Origin of the sequence: Streptomyces sp. NPDC056296, from assembly GCF_042268605.1 — a bacterium.
Lineage (GTDB): Bacteria > Actinomycetota > Actinomycetes > Streptomycetales > Streptomycetaceae > Streptomyces.
In genome coordinates, this window is the sequence record NZ_JBHJRX010000034.1 from 1 (window position 1) to 18107 (window position 18107).

At 70.1% G+C, this 18107-nt stretch carries 18 protein-coding genes; 6 read left to right on the plus strand and 12 right to left on the minus strand.

All coding sequences use genetic code 11. The features are described 5' to 3' along the window. Positions 1-59: 59 nt before the first annotated feature. From ACFCZF_RS24260 to ACFCZF_RS24280, 5 genes are all read right to left on the minus strand, one after another. Complete coding sequence (locus ACFCZF_RS24260) at positions 60-914, minus strand: DUF4394 domain-containing protein (RefSeq protein WP_376673436.1); 855 nt, start codon at positions 912-914, stop codon at positions 60-62. A 158-nt stretch (positions 915-1072) separates the two neighbouring features. Continuing rightward, a complete protein-coding gene (locus ACFCZF_RS24265) occupies positions 1073-1531 on the minus strand; it encodes a MaoC family dehydratase (RefSeq protein ID WP_376673437.1) in 459 nt (152 codons plus the stop codon). 48 nt (positions 1532-1579) lie between these two features. Continuing rightward, a complete protein-coding gene (locus ACFCZF_RS24270) occupies positions 1580-3127 on the minus strand; it encodes a long-chain fatty acid--CoA ligase (protein ID WP_376673438.1) in 1548 nt (515 codons plus the stop codon). A 10-nt stretch (positions 3128-3137) separates the two neighbouring features. After that, on the minus strand, positions 3138-4025 hold the full coding sequence (locus tag ACFCZF_RS24275; protein WP_376673439.1) for an amidohydrolase family protein: 888 nt from the start codon (positions 4023-4025) through the stop codon (positions 3138-3140). 1 nt (position 4026) lies between these two features. Further along, positions 4027-4938, minus strand: a complete 912-nt coding sequence (locus tag ACFCZF_RS24280; protein WP_376673440.1) for an SDR family oxidoreductase — start codon at positions 4936-4938, stop codon at positions 4027-4029. Between the two features lie 203 nt (positions 4939-5141). Here ACFCZF_RS24280 and ACFCZF_RS24285 point away from each other — a divergent pair, with 203 nt between their 5' ends. Continuing rightward, positions 5142-5555 carry a MarR family winged helix-turn-helix transcriptional regulator gene (locus tag ACFCZF_RS24285; RefSeq protein ID WP_376673441.1) on the plus strand — a complete coding sequence of 138 codons (414 nt, stop codon included), beginning with the start codon at positions 5142-5144 and terminating at the stop codon, positions 5553-5555. A gap of 64 nt (positions 5556-5619) precedes the next feature. Here ACFCZF_RS24285 and ACFCZF_RS24290 read toward each other — a convergent pair whose 3' ends face one another. After that, positions 5620-6081, minus strand: a complete 462-nt coding sequence (locus ACFCZF_RS24290; RefSeq protein WP_376673442.1) for a DUF3237 domain-containing protein — start codon at positions 6079-6081, stop codon at positions 5620-5622. A gap of 217 nt (positions 6082-6298) precedes the next feature. Here ACFCZF_RS24290 and ACFCZF_RS24295 point away from each other — a divergent pair, with 217 nt between their 5' ends. Both ACFCZF_RS24295 and ACFCZF_RS24300 read left to right on the plus strand, forming a co-directional pair. Then, the gene (locus ACFCZF_RS24295) at positions 6299-7948 is read left to right on the plus strand and encodes an ABC transporter substrate-binding protein (RefSeq protein WP_376673443.1); all 1650 of its coding nucleotides are present in this window, start codon (positions 6299-6301) and stop codon (positions 7946-7948) included. A gap of 29 nt (positions 7949-7977) precedes the next feature. Next, positions 7978-9426 (plus strand): amidase, encoded by a 1449-nt coding sequence (locus tag ACFCZF_RS24300; RefSeq protein ID WP_376673444.1) that lies wholly within the window; start codon positions 7978-7980, stop codon positions 9424-9426. A gap of 107 nt (positions 9427-9533) precedes the next feature. On the opposite strand, the gene ACFCZF_RS24305 is transcribed toward ACFCZF_RS24300, so the two are convergent. Genes ACFCZF_RS24305 through ACFCZF_RS24325 form a run of 5 tightly spaced genes read right to left on the minus strand, consistent with a single transcriptional unit; the run spans position 9534 to position 14826 of the window. Then, a complete protein-coding gene (locus ACFCZF_RS24305; protein WP_376673445.1) occupies positions 9534-10322 on the minus strand; it encodes an ABC transporter ATP-binding protein in 789 nt (262 codons plus the stop codon). After that, a complete protein-coding gene (locus ACFCZF_RS24310; RefSeq protein ID WP_376673446.1) occupies positions 10315-11310 on the minus strand; it encodes an ABC transporter ATP-binding protein in 996 nt (331 codons plus the stop codon). The genes ACFCZF_RS24305 and ACFCZF_RS24310 overlap by 8 nt, the downstream gene beginning before the upstream one ends. After that, positions 11307-12164 carry an ABC transporter permease gene (locus ACFCZF_RS24315; protein ID WP_376673447.1) on the minus strand — a complete coding sequence of 286 codons (858 nt, stop codon included), beginning with the start codon at positions 12162-12164 and terminating at the stop codon, positions 11307-11309. Before ACFCZF_RS24315 ends, ACFCZF_RS24310 begins: the two co-directional genes overlap by 4 nt. Beyond that, positions 12161-13111 carry an ABC transporter permease gene (locus ACFCZF_RS24320; RefSeq protein ID WP_376673448.1) on the minus strand — a complete coding sequence of 317 codons (951 nt, stop codon included), beginning with the start codon at positions 13109-13111 and terminating at the stop codon, positions 12161-12163. The genes ACFCZF_RS24315 and ACFCZF_RS24320 overlap by 4 nt, the downstream gene beginning before the upstream one ends. Continuing rightward, on the minus strand, positions 13108-14826 hold the full coding sequence (locus ACFCZF_RS24325) for a CocE/NonD family hydrolase (RefSeq protein WP_376673449.1): 1719 nt from the start codon (positions 14824-14826) through the stop codon (positions 13108-13110). Before ACFCZF_RS24325 ends, ACFCZF_RS24320 begins: the two co-directional genes overlap by 4 nt. A gap of 97 nt (positions 14827-14923) precedes the next feature. Between ACFCZF_RS24325 and ACFCZF_RS24330 the strand changes: the two genes are divergently transcribed. From ACFCZF_RS24330 to ACFCZF_RS24340, 3 genes are all read left to right on the plus strand, one after another. Further along, positions 14924-15490, plus strand: a complete 567-nt coding sequence (locus ACFCZF_RS24330) for a TetR/AcrR family transcriptional regulator (RefSeq protein ID WP_376673450.1) — start codon at positions 14924-14926, stop codon at positions 15488-15490. 348 nt (positions 15491-15838) lie between these two features. Continuing rightward, positions 15839-17149 carry an amidohydrolase gene (locus ACFCZF_RS24335; RefSeq protein ID WP_376673451.1) on the plus strand — a complete coding sequence of 437 codons (1311 nt, stop codon included), beginning with the start codon at positions 15839-15841 and terminating at the stop codon, positions 17147-17149. Positions 17150-17183: 34 nt separating this feature from the next. Further along, on the plus strand, positions 17184-17303 hold the full coding sequence (locus ACFCZF_RS24340; protein ID WP_376673452.1) for a hypothetical protein: 120 nt from the start codon (positions 17184-17186) through the stop codon (positions 17301-17303). On the opposite strand, the gene ACFCZF_RS24345 is transcribed toward ACFCZF_RS24340, so the two are convergent. Beyond that, on the minus strand, positions 17284-17910 hold the full coding sequence (locus ACFCZF_RS24345) for an NADPH-dependent F420 reductase (RefSeq protein ID WP_376673453.1): 627 nt from the start codon (positions 17908-17910) through the stop codon (positions 17284-17286). The two genes, ACFCZF_RS24340 and ACFCZF_RS24345, sit on opposite strands and share 20 nt — an antisense overlap. Positions 17911-18107: the final 197 nt, after the last annotated feature.

Consider the following 18107-nt stretch of genomic DNA (forward strand, 5'->3'; position numbering starts at 1 on the left):
CCTGCGAGACTCCGGTCGGAGTCTCGCAGGCCGCCTCCTGTCGTGTCCGGGTGGTGCGGCTACCTCTGGTCGACCGGCAGGGCCAGGTCGGTGACCTGGTACTTCTTCGGGAACGCACCCATGTCCGTGGCCTTGCCGGTCAGGACGTCCACCCCGTACAGGCGGTAGGTGCCTGCCGAGCCGATGGCGGCGAACCCGTGGTTCATGCCGGTGGCCGGGCTGTAGTAGATGTCGAAGCCGGCGTCCAGGCGGGCGTCGACACCGAGGTTGCCGGTGGGAGCGAGGGTTCCGGCGTTGGCCGGGGACTGCAGAGAGATCCGGTCGGCCGTCGTGTCGAGGTCGAACAGGGTCGTCGCGGTCGCCGCGCTGAGGTCGTTGTTGGTGTAGGCGGCGCCGGTGACCCCCATGGCGGTGGACGGCGGGGTCGTGGGGTTGGTGAGGGTGCCGTCGACGGTGGTGGTTCGAGGGGCCGCCGGGTCGTCGATGTTGTGCCGCAGGTTCTGCCCCGTGTCGGAGATGACCCGCAGCCGGTTCGCGGCCGGGTTGAAGTCCACACCGAAGGCGGTGCCGGAGAGCGCGACCGTCAGCTGGGAGACCTTCGTCGCCTTCGCGTTCATGGTGTTGAGGGTGTAGATGCCCCCCTCGTCACCGACGCCGTACAGCCTCTCGTTCTGCACCCGGAAGTCGATTCCCACGATGCTGGTGTCCCCGGACAACCCGGAGACCTTACCCAGTGACCAGGTCTTGGCCGGCTTGTCGACGTGGAACTCGACCAGACGCTGGTCGCTGGTGAGACCGATCGCGGTCAGCCCTTTGTGCTGGGACGCGGCCTGCGTGCCCGGGGCTGCGAGTGCCGGGACGGCGCACAGGGCGGCGAGGACCACCCCGGCCGTCGCGACAGTACATTTACGCATCTCTTGTTCCCTTTCAGGAGGCCTCGGACTGAATCGCCGAAGGCTCTGAACGGGATCCGCCGCCGGCCGCCGGGCGGACTGGTGGCCACTGCGAAGGCCACCCGTATGGCCCCCGCCCGCGTAACGGGGCCCGGTCTGTGCTTCGAGGTCGGGAGACGTCAGGCGTAGTGGCGGTACACGGCCTGGGCCACGCAGGCGGGCTTGTCGCTGCCTTCCGTCTCCACGGTGAACGTCAGCGGCATCTGGACACCGTTGCCCTTGACCTCCTGCACGCTGCCGACGGCGCCGTGCAGGCGGATCCTCGCCCCGACGGGGACGGGGCTGGGGAAACGGACCTTGTCCAGGCCGTAGTTGACGCTCATGGATACGCCGGTGATGTCCAGCAGTTCGCCGAAGAGCGGGATGACGAGGGAGAGAGTGAGGTAGCCGTGGGCGATGGGGCCGCCGAAGGGGCCGTTCGCGGCCTTCCGCGGGTCGGTGTGGATCCACTGGTGGTCGTCGGTGGCGTCGGCGAAGGTGTTGACCCGTTCCTGGGTGATCTCTCGCCATTCGGTGCGGCCGAGGTCGGCTCCGCTGAGGGACTTGAGCGCGTCGAGGCCGTTGGCGATGGTGGGCATGGGGGTTCCTCTCGGTGGGGCGGGGCGGGCATGGGTGAAGCGGGCGCGTTACGGGTGGGAGCGATGGCCGCCGGGGGCGCTCGCGTAGCGGTCGCGCACGACGGGCTTGATGATCTTCCCGGAGGCCGTACGAGGCAGGGTGTCCGTGACTACCACGGACTTGGGGATCTTGTACTTGGCGAGCCTGCCCCGCAGGTGGCCGAGGATGTCCGGCTCGTCGGCGACGGCGCCGGGCTTCAGGACGACGACGGCGCGGCCCACTTCGCCCCAGGTCCGGTCGGGTACGCCGATGACCGCGCATTCGCTGACGGCCGGGTGGGTGAGGAGCACGTCCTCGACCTCGGCCGGGTAGACGTTCTCTCCGCCCGAGACGAACATGTCCTTGACCCGGTCGACGATGTAGGCGAACCCGTCGGCGTCGACGCGGGCGATGTCGCCGGTGCGCAGCCAGTGGTCGTCGGTCAAGGCGGCCTCGGTGTCGGCGGGCAGGCCCCAGTAGCCGGTCATGACGTTGGGGCCATGGACGAGGATCTCGCCGCGGTGCCCGGGTTCGGCGTCGCGCCCGTCGGGCAGCACCACGCGGGTGTCGGTGAAGAAGTGCGGGACTCCGGCGGAGCCCGCCTTGGCCGCGGCCTCCGCCTTGTCCAGGAAGAGGACTCCGGGGGACGCCTCGGTCATGCCGTAGCCCTGGCTGAAGGCCAGTCCGCGGGCGAGGTACGTGTCGATGGTGCGGGTGGGGACCGGTGCGCCGCCGCAGTTGACGGTGCGCAGGCTGGACAGGTCCGTCGTCGTCCAGCGGGGCAGGGCGGCCATCGCGTCGTACATCGTGGGGACGGCGAACATGTGGGTGACGCGCCGGCCCTCGATGGTCTCCAGTACCCGCTCGGCGTCGAACGCGCCGAGCAGCACGACCCTGCCGCCCTTGAGCAGGGTGGGCAGACACGTCATGTTGAGGCCCGCGGTGTGGAACAGGGGCGCGACGACCAGGGTCACCTCGTCCGCGGCGAGGTCGGTGTCGACGAGGACGTTGACGCTGTTCCAGGTGATGTTGGCGTGGGAGAGGACCGCTCCCTTGGGCCGACCGGTGGTTCCGGAGGTGTACATGATCATGCAGGGGTCATCGGGGGCCACGGTCTCGTCCAGCGGGTCCGTCCCGTGGGCCGTGAGCAGTTCCTCGTAGCCGAGGCCGCCGTCGCCGGGCCCGTCGAGCGCGACACGGTGAGGTACGCCGGCCTGTCCGGCGGCGGCGCGGGCGGCGTCGGCCTGCTCCGGCGCGTGGACGAGGACGGTGCTGCCCGAGTCGGACAGGCCGTACGCCAGTTCCGGGGCGGCCAGCCGGATGTTGAGCGGGACGAAGACCGCACCGAGCACACCGGCCGCGAACAGCGTTTCCAGGAAGGCCGGGTGGTTGGGTCCCAGGTAGGCGATCCGGTGGCCGCGTGCCACTCCCAGTGCGCGCAGGGCGTGGGCGAGGCGCAGGACGCGCTGGTGCAGCTCGCGGTAGGTCCAGGCGTTGTCCTCGTGGACGAGGGCGGTGCGGTCGGGCGTCTTGCGGGCCCGGCGGGCCGGCCACGAGCCGATGCCTTGGTTCAACACAACGACTCCTTCAGTCCTTGGTCAGACCGAGCAGACGGGCGGCGTTCTCCTTGAGGATCTTGGGCCGGACCTCGGGCTTGATGTCGAGCTTCTCGAAGTCCGCCAGCCACCGGTCGGGGGTGATGACCGGGTAGTCGGAGCCGAAGAGGACCTTGTCCTGCAGCAGGCTGTTGGCGTAGCGCACCAGCTGCGGCGGGAAGTACTTCGGCGACCAGCCGGACAGGTCGATGTGGACGTACGGCTTGTGCGTGGCCACGGCGAGGGCCTCGTCCTGCCAGGGGAAAGACGGGTGCGCCAGGATGATGCGCAACTGTGGGAAGTCCACGGCGACGTCGTCGACCAGCATGGGGTTGGAGTACTTCAGTCGTATCCCGCCCCCGCCCGGGACGCCGGCCCCGATACCGGTCTGGCCGGTGTGGAACAGGGCGGGCACGCCGAGTTCCTCGATGGCCTCGTACAGCGGGTAGGCCATCGGGTCGTCGGGTGAGAAGGCCTGGATGCTCGGGTGGAACTTGAAGCCCCGTACGCCGTACTCCTCCACCAGGCGGCGGGCCTCCCTGGCTCCGGCCCGGCCCTTGTGCGGGTCGACACTGGCGAACGGGATGAGCACGTCGGCGTGGGCGGCGCAGCTCTCGGCGATCTCCTGGTTCGAGATCCTCGGGTGCCCGGTGGCGTGTTCGGCGTCCACGGTGAACACCACGGCGGCCATGCGGCGTTCGCGGTAGTGGGCGGCCATCTCGTCGATCGTCGGTTGCCGGTGACCGTGCGCCTTGAAGTACTTCTCCGAGGCACCGAGGAGTTCTGGGCTGAGCGCCCCGTGGCCGTCCTTGGACACTTCGGCATGGGTGTGCACGTCGATGGCGGTCAGCCGGTCGAGGTCAAGGGTGAGGTCGCCCATCTCAGGCCCCCGGCGCCTTCGGAGCCGGGATGCCGTACGTCTCCGGCTCGGCGCCGACACCGTCGGTCCACTGCTCGGCGATGGCGTCGGCGCTCCAGCCGCCGTCGGCGAAGGCGACCGCCTTCTCCTTGGGGTGCGCCCACAGCGCCAGCCGGTCGCCGCCGATTCCGATGGCCTGTCCGGTGACGCCCTTGGAGGCGTCCGAGGCCAGGAAGGTGATCAGCGAGGCGACGTCCTCGACCGTGCCGAGGCCCTCGTCCCTGCGCAGCCAGTCCGGCAGCGGATCGCCGGTGCGCTCGGCCTCCTCGATGACCGGCGCGAACGCCGGGATGGTCTTGGTCATCTCGGTGGCCGCGACCGGCACGACGGCGTTGACCGTGATCTGGGCCCTGGCAAGCTCCATCGCCCAGGTCCGCGCCATCGCCACGATGCCCGCCTTGGCCGCGGCGTAGTTGGTCTGGCCGAAGTTGCCGCGCTGTCCGGCCGGCGAGGAGATGAGGACGAGGCGGCCACTGGTGCCCTGCTCCCGCATGCGGGTGGCGGCCGCCCGGGCACAGGTGAAGGTGCCGCGCAGGTGGACGCGGACGACGGCGTCGAAGTCGTCGTCGGTCATCTTCCACAACACGCGGTCACGCAGGATGCCGGCATTGGTGACCAGCACGTCCAGGCGCCCGAATTCCCGCACGGCCGCGTCCACGACCTGCTGAGCCGCCTCGCTGTCGCCCACGGCCGCCACTACACCGGCCGCTTTGCCGCCTTCCCGCGTGACGGTGGCGACGGCGGCGTCGACCGTGTCCTGGTCGACATCGTTGACGACGACAGCGGCTCCGGCCGCGGCGAGGGCCCGGGCGTACCCGAGTCCGAGGCCGCGTCCACTGCCCGTGACGACGGCGACTTTCCCGTGCAGATCCATGGAGGGTGCCTCTCGTGAGGAGGGGGTGAACGACCGGCGTGCGCCGAGATCGACAGGAATCCTGATGAACGACAGTCTGCAGTCTGGTAATCAACAGGATTCCTGTCAATGCCCTAGGGTGAGACGTACCGCCGCACCGGCGGTATCCAGCGCAGGAGCCACCCGGTCGGCCCCGCCCGGACCATCACCACAGGAGGACCGCCGTGAGCCCTTCGCTGCTCTACCTGGTCAAGAGAACGGAGTTGGCGGTGCGCGCCCGCCTGGACGAGCTGCTCAAGCCGGCGGGCATCACGGCGCTGCAGTACACCGCCCTCACCGTGCTGGAGCGGCACGACGGCATTTCCGCCGCGCAACTCGCCCGCGACTCCTTCGTCACCGCCCAGACCATGGCCGACATGGTCCGCACACTGGAGAACCGCGGCCTGATCCGCCGCGAACCCAACCCCGACAACCGCCGCGAGCGCCTGATCCTGCTCGCCGACGCGGGACGCCGGCTTCTGGCCGAGTACGCCGCGCCGGCTCGCGAACTCGAGGAGCGCATGGTCGCCGACCTGGACGCCGAGCAGGTCGGTCTGTTCCGGGACGCCCTGAATCACGCGTGGCGGTCACTTTCCTGAACCGCGTGGGCGGCAACGCCGCCGGTGACCGATGCGGGCACACCGGTCACCGGCGGCACGACCGCTACCTGAGCGCGTACATCCGGATGGCGACGACATCCTCGCCCTCCGGGCGGGCGAGGCCGACGAAGACCGTCTCGGCGAGCCAGCGGTGAGCGGGGGCGTCCGTGCGGAAGACCGGCGACGTCCGGTAGTAGTGGCCAGCCTCCGCGACCTGCAGATCCCCGTCGAACTGGTCCGGACTGTCGGCCTTCGGCCGGTAGTAGCCACGGTTGACGATGTCGATCACGGCACCGTCGTCGGCCTGGAGCAGATAGCGCGCCTCCAGCTCGCAGACCTCTCCCCGCGTACTGCTCCAGTCACCGCCACCCGGCAGCACCTTTCCGCGCAGGAGAGGTCCCTCCACGCTGCCTCCGACAATGGGCGTGAACTCGGCGACCTCCCCGTCACCGTGGCCGATATGCAGTGTGCCGGTCACCTCGGCACGGATCTCGAAGGCGAAGGCGAGGGCGGGAGTGAAGGACATGGCACTTCTCCGATTCTCCGGGGCGGGATGACGTGCTCATTCAGCGCGTGTGATCGTCACGCAGCGCTCTTGACTCGTTAGCTCACCAGATGCAAGCGTGTTACGCAACAGCGTTATATGACGTTCGTTTACGACGCCCGCCGACAGCCCCACCTCCCCGGCGCGGACCTCCCCCCTTCCCCTTCCTTTCTCACTCCTCTCGGCAAGGAGCATCGCCATGGCTGCGAAAAATCGAATGCTGACAGGGCTCGTGGGCGTGGGGCTGCTGGCCTCGACGGCATGCACCACCTCCTCCAACGAAGCCGACGAAACACCCGGGAGCGCCAGTCGGCTCACCACCACCACCGAGCCCGGAACCGCCGAGGTCGACCGCGTGACCTGGGCGCTTCCCTACGGCGAGCCCACGACGCTGGACCCCGCGAAGGTGGGCGACTACTCGCCCCAGACGGTAGGGGCGAACCTCTGCGACACGCTGACGCGGATGAACGCCGACTTCTCGCTGAGCCCCGGACTCGCCCGGAAGGTCGGCTGGACCGACGACCGCACCCTGGTGCTCGACCTGCGCTCCGACGTGAAGTTCTGGGACGGCTCCCCCATGACGCCACAGGACGTGATCCACAGCCTGGAGCGGCAGCGGGACCCGAAGACACAGGCGCTCTACGGGAACTACCTCGCCGCCGTCACGTCGATCAGGGCCACCGGCCCGCATCAGGTGACCCTGCGCACCAAGACCTACGACCAGACCCTGCCCAAGGCACTGTCGACCTCGTTCGGCGCGGTGAACAAGAAGGCGTACGCCGAGAAGGCGGGTTCCGCCTACGGCAGCGCCAAGGGCGGCCTGATGTGCACGGGACCGTTCGAGCTGGGGTCGTGGAAGTCCGGCGACAGCATCACCCTCGAACGCAACGACGCCTACTGGGACACCGGGCTCAAGGCCAAGGCGGCCGAGGTCACCTTCAAGTTCATCACCAACAGCAACACGCTCACCAGCGCGCTTCTCTCCGGTGAGGTGGACGGCACCTACGAACTGCCGCCCAGCAGCGCCACCGCGCTCGCCAAGGCCGACAGTGGCGCCGTCCATCTCGGTCCGTCGACCCAGAACGTGCTGCTGATCCCCGCCAACGGAGAGTCGCCCGCCGCCGACCGCGCGCTCCTGGACGCCCTGTCGCACGTCATCGACCGCGAGGCGCTGATCAGGAACGTCTTCGGCGGCGACGCCACCACCCTGAAGTCGCTCGTCCCGCCGCTCACCTGGCGCGGGGACGAGGCGGCCGCACAGTACGACGCGGCCTACGAGAAGCTGCCCGCCGTACCGAAGCCGGACGTGGAGCGGGCGAAGCAGCTGCTGGACCGGGCCGGGCCGGTCTCCCGGCCCCTGGTGGCCGCCATCCCCGCCGGTGACCAGCGCGGACTGCAGGCACTGACGTTCATCCAGGCCGCGGCCAAGAAGATCGGCGTCGACATCGAGATCAAGCAGCTCCAGCCCACCGAGATGTCCTCCCTCTTCTACGACCCCTCGGTCCGCGAGGGCCTCGACCTCGTCCTGACCTTCGGATACGTCACCATGCCCGACCCGGCGTCCTACGTGGCCGAGAGCGTCACCCCCCGCGGCCTCTTCAACTGGACGAACTACGACAACCCCGAGGTGACCCGGCTCCTGGACCAGGCGCGTACCTCCTCCGACCCGGCTGCGACGGCCAAGGCGTACGCCGAGGCCCAGGCCCTCTTCACCCCCACCACCCCGGTGGTCCACCTGGCCACCACGCACGAACGGATGTTCATGAACAAGCGCGTCAGCGGCGCACCCACGTCGTTCGCCTACATGGGCATGCCGTGGGCGGCCCACCTCGGCGGCACCGGCAAGTGACCCGCATACCCTCAGCACAGGAGACAACGATGACCGATGTTCCGGGCGGCAAGCCGCTGTGGGACCGTTCGGCTGCCGAACTGGCCGCCGGAATCCGTGCGAAGGACTTCTCCGCGACCGAGGTCGCCCAGGCCTTCCTCGCCCGTATCGACGAGACCAACCCGGCGCTCAACGCCCTGGTGGACATCCGTCCCGAGGAGGCGCTGGCGCAGGCCGCCGCTGCGGACGCGGCCGTCGCCGCGGGCGGGGAGCTGCCCCCGTTGCTCGGTGTCCCGATCTCCACCAAGATCAACACCTCGCTGCGCGGATACGCCAGCTCGCACGGCGTCGCGGCCTGGGCCGGCGCCTTCGCCCAGGACGACGCCGTGTGCGTCGCCGGTCTCCGCGACGCCGGGGCGACCTTCCTCGGCCGCAGCAACAGCCCGGCCTTCGCCGTGCGCTGGTTCACCGCCAACGACCTGCACGGCAGGACCCTCAACCCGTGGCACCCCGGCCGTACCCCGGGCGGCTCCTCCGGAGGCGCCGCCGCCTCGGTCGCCGCCGGGATGACCCCGATCGCGCAGGGCAACGACATCGGCGGTTCCGTCCGCTTCCCCGCCTACTGCTGCGGCGCCGTCGGACTGCGCCCCACAGTGGGCCTGGTCTCCGGTGCGGAGCCGCGCGGCGCGGAGGAGTTCGACAGCCCGATGTCGTTCCAGACCATGGCGGTGCACGGGCCGCTCGGCTGGACCGTCGACGATGTCCGCCGAGGTCTGCACGCCATGGTGACCCCGGACCTCAACGACCCCGTGGGCATCCCCGCACGCCCGCCCCTGGGCGAGCCCGGCCCGGTCAAGGTCGCGATCGTTCGCGACGCGGGACTGGCCAAACCCCATCCCACCGTGAACGCCGCCATCGACGACGCGGCCCGCTGGCTCGGCGAGGCAGGCCACGAGGTGGAGGAGATCGAGCTGCCGCTGCTCGGCGAGGCCGCCCGGCTGTGGTCGCTGCTGCTCTACCAGGAGTTGCGGACGATGATGTCCGAGATCGAGCAGTTCGGTGACGATTCCGTACGCGTCTCGCTCGTGTCCTCCTTCGCCGCGGCCGCGGAGATCTGGGGCGAACACCCCAGCCTCACCGAGTACATCAGGGGCTACGCCCGTCGCGGCACACTCATCAGCCGCCTTCAGCGGTTGCTGGGCAACGACCGGATCGTGCTCACGCCGGTCTGCGCCGAGCCGCCGTTCGAGCAGGACGCGGACCTCGCCGGTGATGCCCGGTTGAGCGAGTTGCTGGCCGCGCAGTGGCCGATGCAGGCGGTCCCGGTGCTCGGCTTCCCGGCGATGTCCGTCCCGACCGGCATCAGGGACGGGCTCCCGTCCGGGGTGCAGCTGATCGGCGGACGCTTTCAGGAGGACCTGTTGCTGCACGTCGCCACGGCGATCGAGGCCCGGGCGACGCGGAGCCGGCCGCCGTTCTCCGGCGGACAGACCGGCTGACTCTCGCCGGACCTGCCCGGCCGCCGGTCCGGCGGGAAGACGTTGGCCCCGCCCCGGAAGGGGTGGGGCCAACGTCTTCCCGCATGGAACCTGCTTCGCGTAACCCGTCAGGCGGCAGTCGTGTCCGCCCTTCTCCGCGGTCGCCAGCCCGGCTTGGGAATGGACTCGATCAGGCGCTGGGTGTACGGATCCTGCGGGCTGCCGAGGACCGTTGTGACCGGACCATGCTCGACCGCCCTCCCCGCCCGCATCACCAGCACGTCGTCACTGATGTGCCGGACTGCCGCGAGGTCGTGCGTGATGAACAGCAGGGCGGTCCCGGTGTCCGCGCGGATCCGCGCGAGCAGGGCCAGGATCTGCGCCTGGATGGAAACGTCCAGGGCCGCGATCGCCTCGTCCAGGATCAGCACCCGCGGCTCGGCCGCCAGGGCGCGTGCGATGGCGACGCGCTGACGCTGCCCGCCCGACAGTGCCTTGGGCAGGGAACCCGCCTGCCGGTCGTCCAGGCCCACCATGTCGAGCAGCTCCTCCACCCGGTCCCGGAGCCGGTCCGGGGGCAGGCGCCGATGCAGCAGGACCGCCTCGGCGACGGCGTCGCGCACCCGCTGGCGCCGGTCGAGGGACGAGTAGGGGTCCTGAAAGACCATCTGGATCCGCCGGCCGCGCGGACGTCTCTCGCGTGATCGCGTCCGTCCCGGCCGCCGCTCGTCGCCCGCGACGGCGATGTGTCCGCCACTGGGAGTCTCGAGCCCGGCGATCATGCGGGCGGTGGTCGTCTTGCCGGAGCCCGACTCGCCGACGACCGCCAGGGAGCCGCGCTCCGCCAGCGAGAAGGTCACGTCGTCCACAGCGACGAAGCCGCCGAACACCTTCCGCAGGTTGCGCACTTCAAGCATGTCTGCCGGCCTCCTCGGACGAGAACGTGTGGGGGAAGTGACAGGCCGCCGTGCCGTCACCGGCGGGACGCGGTAGCGGCCGGTCGCTGCGGCACAGCTCCCGCACGCGGGGACACCGGGCGCTGAAGGCGCATCCCCGGGGCACTTCGAAACCGGACAGGGGCCTGCCGGAGATGGAACGCAGCTCCGCGTCGGCGGCGTCGACCGAGGGGCGGGAGGCGAGCAGGGCGCTCGTGTACGGGTGTGCCGCACGGCCTCTCAGCCGGTCGGCGGGCAGGTCTTCCACCGTCGAGCCCGCGTACATCACCGCGACCCTGTCGCACACGGCGGCCGCCAGTTCGAGGTCGTGGGTGATGAACAGCATGGCGAGCCCGCGGGCTTCGCGGGTCTCTCCGATGATGGCCATCACCTCTTCCTGCGTCGTGACGTCGAGCGCGGTGGTCGGCTCGTCGGCGAGCAGCAGCCGCGGTTCGGCGGCGAGCGCGGCGGCGATCATGACGCGTTGGAGCAAGCCTCCCGACAGCTCGTGGGGCCGTTGCCGCATACGCCGCTCCGCGTCGGCGATGCCGACCTCGCGCAGAATCCCCGTGACCTTCGTGATCGCGGCGGCGACCGGAACACCGCGTGCGGTGGTCAGCCCCTCCACCAGGAAGTCGCCGACGCTGCGGGCCGGGTTGATGTGGGCTCTCGGGTCCTGGAACACCATGGCGACATCGGCGGCACGGAACGCGCGCAGGCGCTCCGGCTTCATGGCCGGCACGGACTCCCCCGCGAACAGCAGGTCCCCGTGGACGCGCGCGCCCCTGGGCAGCAGTCCCAGTACCGAGCGTGCCGTGAGGGACTTGCCCGATCCCGACTCGCCCACCAGGGCAACGGCCGTCCCCTCGGGAATGCTCACGTCGGCGCGGTGGACGACGGTGCGCACGGCCCCGTCGAGGGGCAGGTCGATTCTGAGCGCGTTGATCCGGAGGAGCGGTGGTGAGCTCATGCGTTCTCTCCGAGCAGACGTCGGGACAGCCCGGTCCCCAGCAGGTTGAACGCGACGACGACGGCCAGGATGGCGAGGCCCGCGTACAGCGACTGCTGTGGATGGCCGGCGAGGATCGAGGCGGATCCGTTGGACACCATCAGTCCCCACTCCGGGTCCGGGGGCTGGCTGCCGAGTCCCAGGAAGGAGATCGCGGCGACGTCGAGCAGGGCGTACCCGAAGCCGATGGTGGCCTGGACCAGGACGAGCGGCAGCAGGTTCGGCAACAGGTGCCGCAGCCAGATGCGGGTGGTGGGGACGCCGAGGAGCTGCAGCGCCGACACGTACGGCAGAGCACGTTCCTTCATCGCGGCCGATCGGACCACGCGGGTGATCAGGGGCAGGTAGGCGATCGACAGGGCCACGATCGGCGCGGTGAGCCCCGCCCCGAAGACGGCCGCGACGAGGACGGCCATGATCAGGCCCGGGAAGCCGAACACGACGTCCAGAGCGCCCGAGACGAATCGGTCGAGCCACCCGCCGAACCAGGCGGCGGTCAGCGCGAGGAGGGTGCCGAGTGTCGTGGAGACGGCTATCACCACGGCGGGGGCGGCCAGGCTGGCACGGGTACCGGCGATCAGCCGGGACAGGATGTCGCGTCCGGTGTCGTCCGTGCCGAGCAGATGGGCCGCGGAGGGGTCGGCGTTGACATTCAGCGGGTCGACCGCGTTCGGATCGTGCGGGGCGATCAGCGGTCCGAAGACGGCCAGCAGGACGAACAGGACGACGACACATCCCGCGCCGAGCGTCAGGTGGTCGCGGGGGCGTCCGGTCCGTGGCCGGGTGGTTGTCCGGGTGAACAGGGCGGCGGTCATCGGGCCCCCTTCTGTGCGGCTCGGGGGTCAAGCGCGACGCTGACCAGGTCGACGGCGGTGTTGATGACGACGAACACGACCACGAAGATCAGTGACACGGCCTGGACCACGGCCATGTCCTGCTTGGAGGCCGCCTCGATCATGAGAGCTCCGAGTCCGCCGGTGCCGAAGGCCTGCTCGGCGACGGCGGCGGTGGCGATGAGACCGGCGATGCCGACGCCGGACACCGCGAAGACGGGGGCCGACGCGTTGTGCAGCACGTGCCGTCTGATCACCGTCCATTCGGGTACGCCGCGGCTGCGTGCGGTCTCCACGTGCTCCGAGCGCGTCTCCGCGCGGACGGCGGTGCGGGTCACCTGGGCGACGTAACCGATCCAGGTCATCGCCAGCGCGAGGGCGGGCAGCGTCAGGTGGGCGAGGGTACCGGTCATGCCCTCGCCGGAGCCGTAGACCGGGAACCACGGGAGCTGCACGGCGAAGAGCCAGATGAGCAGGACCGACATGATGAAGGTCGGTACCGCCATCGCGCCCGCGGTGAGGGCCGTGGTGAGTGTTTCGGTGCGGCCGCCGCGCAGCGCGGCGACGGTGCCGATGGCGGTGCCGACGGTGAGGACGAGGACGGAGGCATACCCGACGAGGGCGAGGGTGTCGCCGGCCCGCGCGCCGATGAGGCCGGCGACGGAGTCGCGGTAGACGAGGGACTGTCCGAAGTCACCGTGCAGGCAGCCGCTCAGCCACTGCCAGTACCCCTGGATGAACGGATCGTCCAGGTGGTACTCCTGGCGGATCCGCGCCAGGACCGCGGGATCGGGGTCGCGGCTGCCGCCGACGAGCAGGGTGGCGGGGTCTCCGGGCGTGAGGAACATGGCGCCGTAGATGGCCAGGCTGGAGACGAGCACGGTCACGACGAGCATGCCGAGCCGGGTGGCGGCGAAGCGGAGGGTCATCTGGGGTCACCTCCTTCGCCGTCGGCGGGCAGGACGGTCAGGCGCAGACGGGAGGGGTGGGCGGGACCGGTCCGGAGCGTCTGCAGGCTCGCCTTGGGAGCGGTCGTGAGCCATGGGCTCTCCAGGGAACCGGAGTTGGGCAGGTGGTTCGGGAAGTCGCTGCCTGCGATCATCAGCGCGAGTCGGTGCCCCGGGCGTACCCGGTAGCCGGTGTGCCCCAGGGCTATCTCCACCTCCCTGGGCCCGTCGGCCTGCGCACAGCCGCGCACGATCAGGCGGGCCGTGCCGTCCGGCGCGAGGTCGAGGAGGCGCACGAACACGTCGAACGTCGGTGCCGTGCTCTCCACATGCAGCACCGCGTGCACGGGGCCGGCGAGGTCGAGTGGCGTGTCGGACACGGTGCTCGTGAACACGAGGACGTCGTCCCGGTCGAGTGTGCGGCGCTCGTCGACGTGGTCGCGCAACTGCATGAAGGTGTCCGCCGCGGCCGACGGCACGAGATCGTCCGGGTCGTAGCGCCACTCCGCCGATTCCGATCCGTCGGCCGCGTCCGTGTCCGTGTCCGTGTCCGTGTCCGTGTCCGGGGCGAGCTTCCCTCCGGGGACTGTGCCGGCCGCCGCAGCCGGGTCCGCCAAGTACAGTTCGGTGACCGTGGCTTCGGGCGGCGGCCAGGTGGAAGCGGTGCGCCAGCCCACGTGGCCGAGCTTCCAGCGCACGCGGGGCAATGACTCGGGCCGGGCGGTGCCCTTGAGGAAGACGTCGAAGAACTCGACGGCCGGTCCCGTATAGGAGTCGAGCATGCGCTCCAGGGCGGCGTCGTCGACCAGGTGGTCGGCGTCGGGTGGCACCGGGGCGTTCTCCAGGAAGTAGTTCTCGTGGTCGATCGTGTCGGCGAACAGATACTGCACGGCCGCCCATCCGGGGCGCCGGGCCAGTTCGGTGTAGTCGCGCATGTGGGCGGTACCGAGGTTGTCGAACCAGCCCACGCAGTGCAGGACGGGCACCGGTCGCGCCTCATAGGGATGAGGCCCGTTGTACGGGGCGAGGGGGATGCCGCCGACGACGAGGTCGAAACCGGCCGAGCGTTTGCCGATCGCGGCGAACGCCTCGTCGTACGCGGCGACGAGCGGACGCGTAGTGAGATCGACGTCGAACTCATAGGTGGCGTCGTCCGTCCAGACCTGCGCCTGATAGGTGGCTCCTTCCAGCCACAGGGGCTGGGGGCCGGCACCGGTGTCGTAACTGGCGATACCAGGGCCGTTGTTGGTGCAGGTGACCCGGGGGACGATCGCGCGGAGAGCGGGATGCTGGCTGGAGACCGCCGACCACTGGGTGAACCCGTAGTAGGAGTCGCCGAACATCCCGACGGTCCCGTCCGACCACGGCTGGCGGGCGATCCACTCCAGGGTGTCGTACCCGTCGTCCACTTCCCCGGTCCAGCCGAGCGTCCGGCCCTGCGAGCGGAACTTGCCGCGGACGTCCTGGACCACCACGACGTAGCCACGCGCCGTGAAGCGTTCCGCGATCCGGTCGAAGAAGACGTACCGGCTGTTCTTGTCGTACGGCAGACGGGTCAGCACGGTCGGTGCCGGGCTTTCCGGATCGGCGCCGTACACATCGGTCGCCAGCAGGACACCGTCACGCATGCGCACCCTGTGCTGCCGCGCCTGCGGCGGGACGGGCTCCGGGGTGACGCGCCGGATGACAAGGCTCATGGGGCCTCCACGGAAGCAAGGTCAAAAAACAACGTAATATAACAGAGTTACATTTCGCTTGTTCAGCGTCAACCCCCCTCTGAGCTAGGTTGCTGCCATGCCGATCGACGTCGACGAAGTCCAGCGCCGCAAGGCAATCGCCCAGGCGACCCTCGCTGTTGCCGCCCGTGACGGGGCGAGTGCGGTCACCATCCGTGCCGTCGCCAAGGAGCTCGGCGGCTCCACGGCGATGGTCACCAATTACGTGCCGACACGGACGGCTCTGATCACCAACGCGGTCCGCGCGGCGGAGTCCCGGTGGCGGACCGACCTGGAAGCCCGCCTGGGCGATCTGGTCGGCGCGGACCGGCTGCGGGCGACCGTGGAGTGGCACCTCAGCACGGAACCCGAGGACCTGCTGTTGCGGACACTCTGGGTCGAGATGCTCTCCTCGGCGCACAACGACTCCGCCGAGGTCGACCGCCAGGAACCGCGTGAAACACGCCAGGAGTTCCTCGAAGCGTCGACGGCCGCGGGAATTCCGGATGCCGACCTCGCCGCCGATGTCCTGTCACTACTGACCCGCGGCTACTACGTCTCCACCATGGAGGAACCGGCCTACTGGACACCGGAGCGGGCCGCCCGGGTGGCCGGAGCCGTCGTGAATGCCCTCATCGACGACTGAGAAGGCCTGACGCACATCGGTGGAATGACCGATGTGCGGGAGGCGGCGGTGTCGTCATAGTCCTCGGGAGATCGTTCGCGGGTGGCCGTCGTGCGCCCGGTTTTCGAAAGGGACCTTCCATGGACACGTATGCGGATCTGGTGTTTCTCGGCGGACGGGTGGTCACGGTCGACGCGGAGTTCTCCGTCGCCTCGGCCCTGGCGGTGACCGGTGGGACCATCAGTGCCGTCGGTGGGCGGGACGACGTCGCGCCGCTCGTCGGGCCCGCGACCCGGGTGATCGACCTGCGGGGGGGCGACGCTGCTGCCGGGCATCAACGATTCCCATCTGCACGGGTGCGCCTTCGGCATGGCGACGCCACCGCTCTCCGTCGACCTCGGCCATCCCGCCGTGTCCTCCCTGGCGGACGTGGCCGAGGCGGTGCGGACGGCCGTCGGGCGGGCTCCGGGCGGGCAGTGGATCACGGGGCACGGCTGGGACACCGGTTACCTCCGAGAGTGCGTCTCCGATCCGTCGCGGCTGCCCTCGCGGCACGACCTGGACGCCGTGAGTCCGGACCACCCCGTCGTGCTCTACTCCTTCTCCGGGCACGCCACCTGGGTCAACGCCAAGGCGCTGGAGCTCATCGGGATCGACCGGCACACCGTGGCGCCGCCCGGCGGGGCCATTGTCGTGGACGCAGCCGGGGAGCCGACCGGACTGCTCCACGAGGGTGCCCAGGCCCTGGTCCAGAACGCGCTGCCGCCGCTCAGCCGGCAGGAGCGGACCGACGCGATCAGGTCGGCCCTCGCCACGCTCGCCCGGCTCGGCGTGACCAGTTACTCCGAGCCCGGCCTCGGCCCCGGTGGTGACGGCATCATGCGGGGCGCGCTCGGCGCGCAGACCCTCGACGTCTACCGTCGGCTGCTGGCCGAAGGCGAACTGACCGCACGCGTAGGCGTCCTGCTGCTGCCCACCGGAATGGCCGGCACCGCCGAGGAGTTCGCCCGCGTCCTCGCCGACCTCGGCGAATCCGGAGAGTCCGGCGACACCGACCCGCGCCGCCTCGCCATCCACGGGGTCAAGGTCTTCGCCGACGGCATCGTCCCCAACAGGACGGCCTGGATGAACGAGCCGTACGTCGGCGGCGGCTGCGGCTCCCTGTGCGTCGGCGGCGAGAACGACACCGAGCGGACCGCCGAGATCGACACCATGATCCGGCGTGCCCACACCGCCGGGTACCAACTGGGCGTCCACGTCACCGGCGACCGGGCCGTCGACACCGTCACGGACGCCTTCGCCGCGGCCATGACCGAGTATCCGCGACCCGACGCCCGCCACTACGTCATCCACGGCGACTTCCACACCGCCCACAGCATGAAGGTACTGGCCGCGCACGGCTTCGGCGTCAACATGAACCCCACCATCAAGTGGACCGTCGCCGACATGGAGGAGGACTTCGTCGGTGCCGAACGAGCCGCGTACGCATGGCCCTACCGCGACGCCATCGATGCCGGTGTGCGGGTCGCGAGCGGGTCAGACGCCCCGGTCACGTTCCCGGAGTGGCGCCAGGGCGTCGCCACCATGGTGCTGCGCGAGTCGAAGGCCACCGGCCGGGTCAGCGGCCCCGAGCAGCGCATCGGCCTGGCCCGAACTGACCACCGGCCGCACCAACCGTGAGATCGCCGAGCGGCTCTTCATCACGCCGCGCACCGTGGGGACCCACATCGGGCACATCCTCGCCAAGCTCGACCTCCCCAACCGCGCGGCCGCCGCCGCGAAAGCCGCCACCTGGGGCATCGAGCCCCAGAATCCTAGACAGAGGGACGGGTGACCGCGTTGATGTTGAACGTGTGTGCCCCCAGGCCGCCCGCGATGCCCATGAAGAGCAGGGCGAAGTGCTCCTGTCCGCGGGCGGTACTGATGCCGCCGATGTCCAGTTGGGACGACGAGGGCCAGCCCAGGTCGGTGAGCAGTCGGCCCGTGGTCCGCTTGGCTTCGGCGTCATCGCCGGAGAGGAAGACGGTGCTCGGGCCCGCGAGACCGTCCGGGGCGGTCATCACGGTGGAGTCCATGGTGCACAACGTCTTGACGACGGGGGTCGACGGGAAGGCTTTCTGAATCTGTTCCCCCAGACTGCTGTTGGGGTGGGAGAGCTCGCTGAAGTCGTCGGAGAGGCCGACCCCGACGTCGATCAGCAGGGTTCCCGCCAGGGCCGATGCCCCTATGGAGTGCAGCAGGTCCACGGAGACGGTCCCCGGAGTGGCGTTGACGAGCACCTCCGCGTGCGCGGCTGTTTCATTCAGGGTCGCTACGGGGAGACCGAGGTCTGTCCGGTCCCCGGGCCGGCGCGAACCGAGGAGCACATCGTGTCCTGCGGCGCTCCAGCCGTGGGCCAGTGCTCGGGCGACGTTGCCGGTGCCAAGTAGTCCTATACGCATGGTGAGACGCTAGCCATTGCCGCGGGGGCGGCGGATCGGACCGCGGCCCCTGGTTGACCGGCACCAAAGACCTAGTTCTGTGGTCGCTCCTCCCCACCGGTTCCCCCCACCGGTTCCGCCATTGAGGCATTGAATGCAACCTTTCGGTTGCACTCGATGACAAGAAGTGCAACCATTGAGTTGCATCGAGAGAAGTG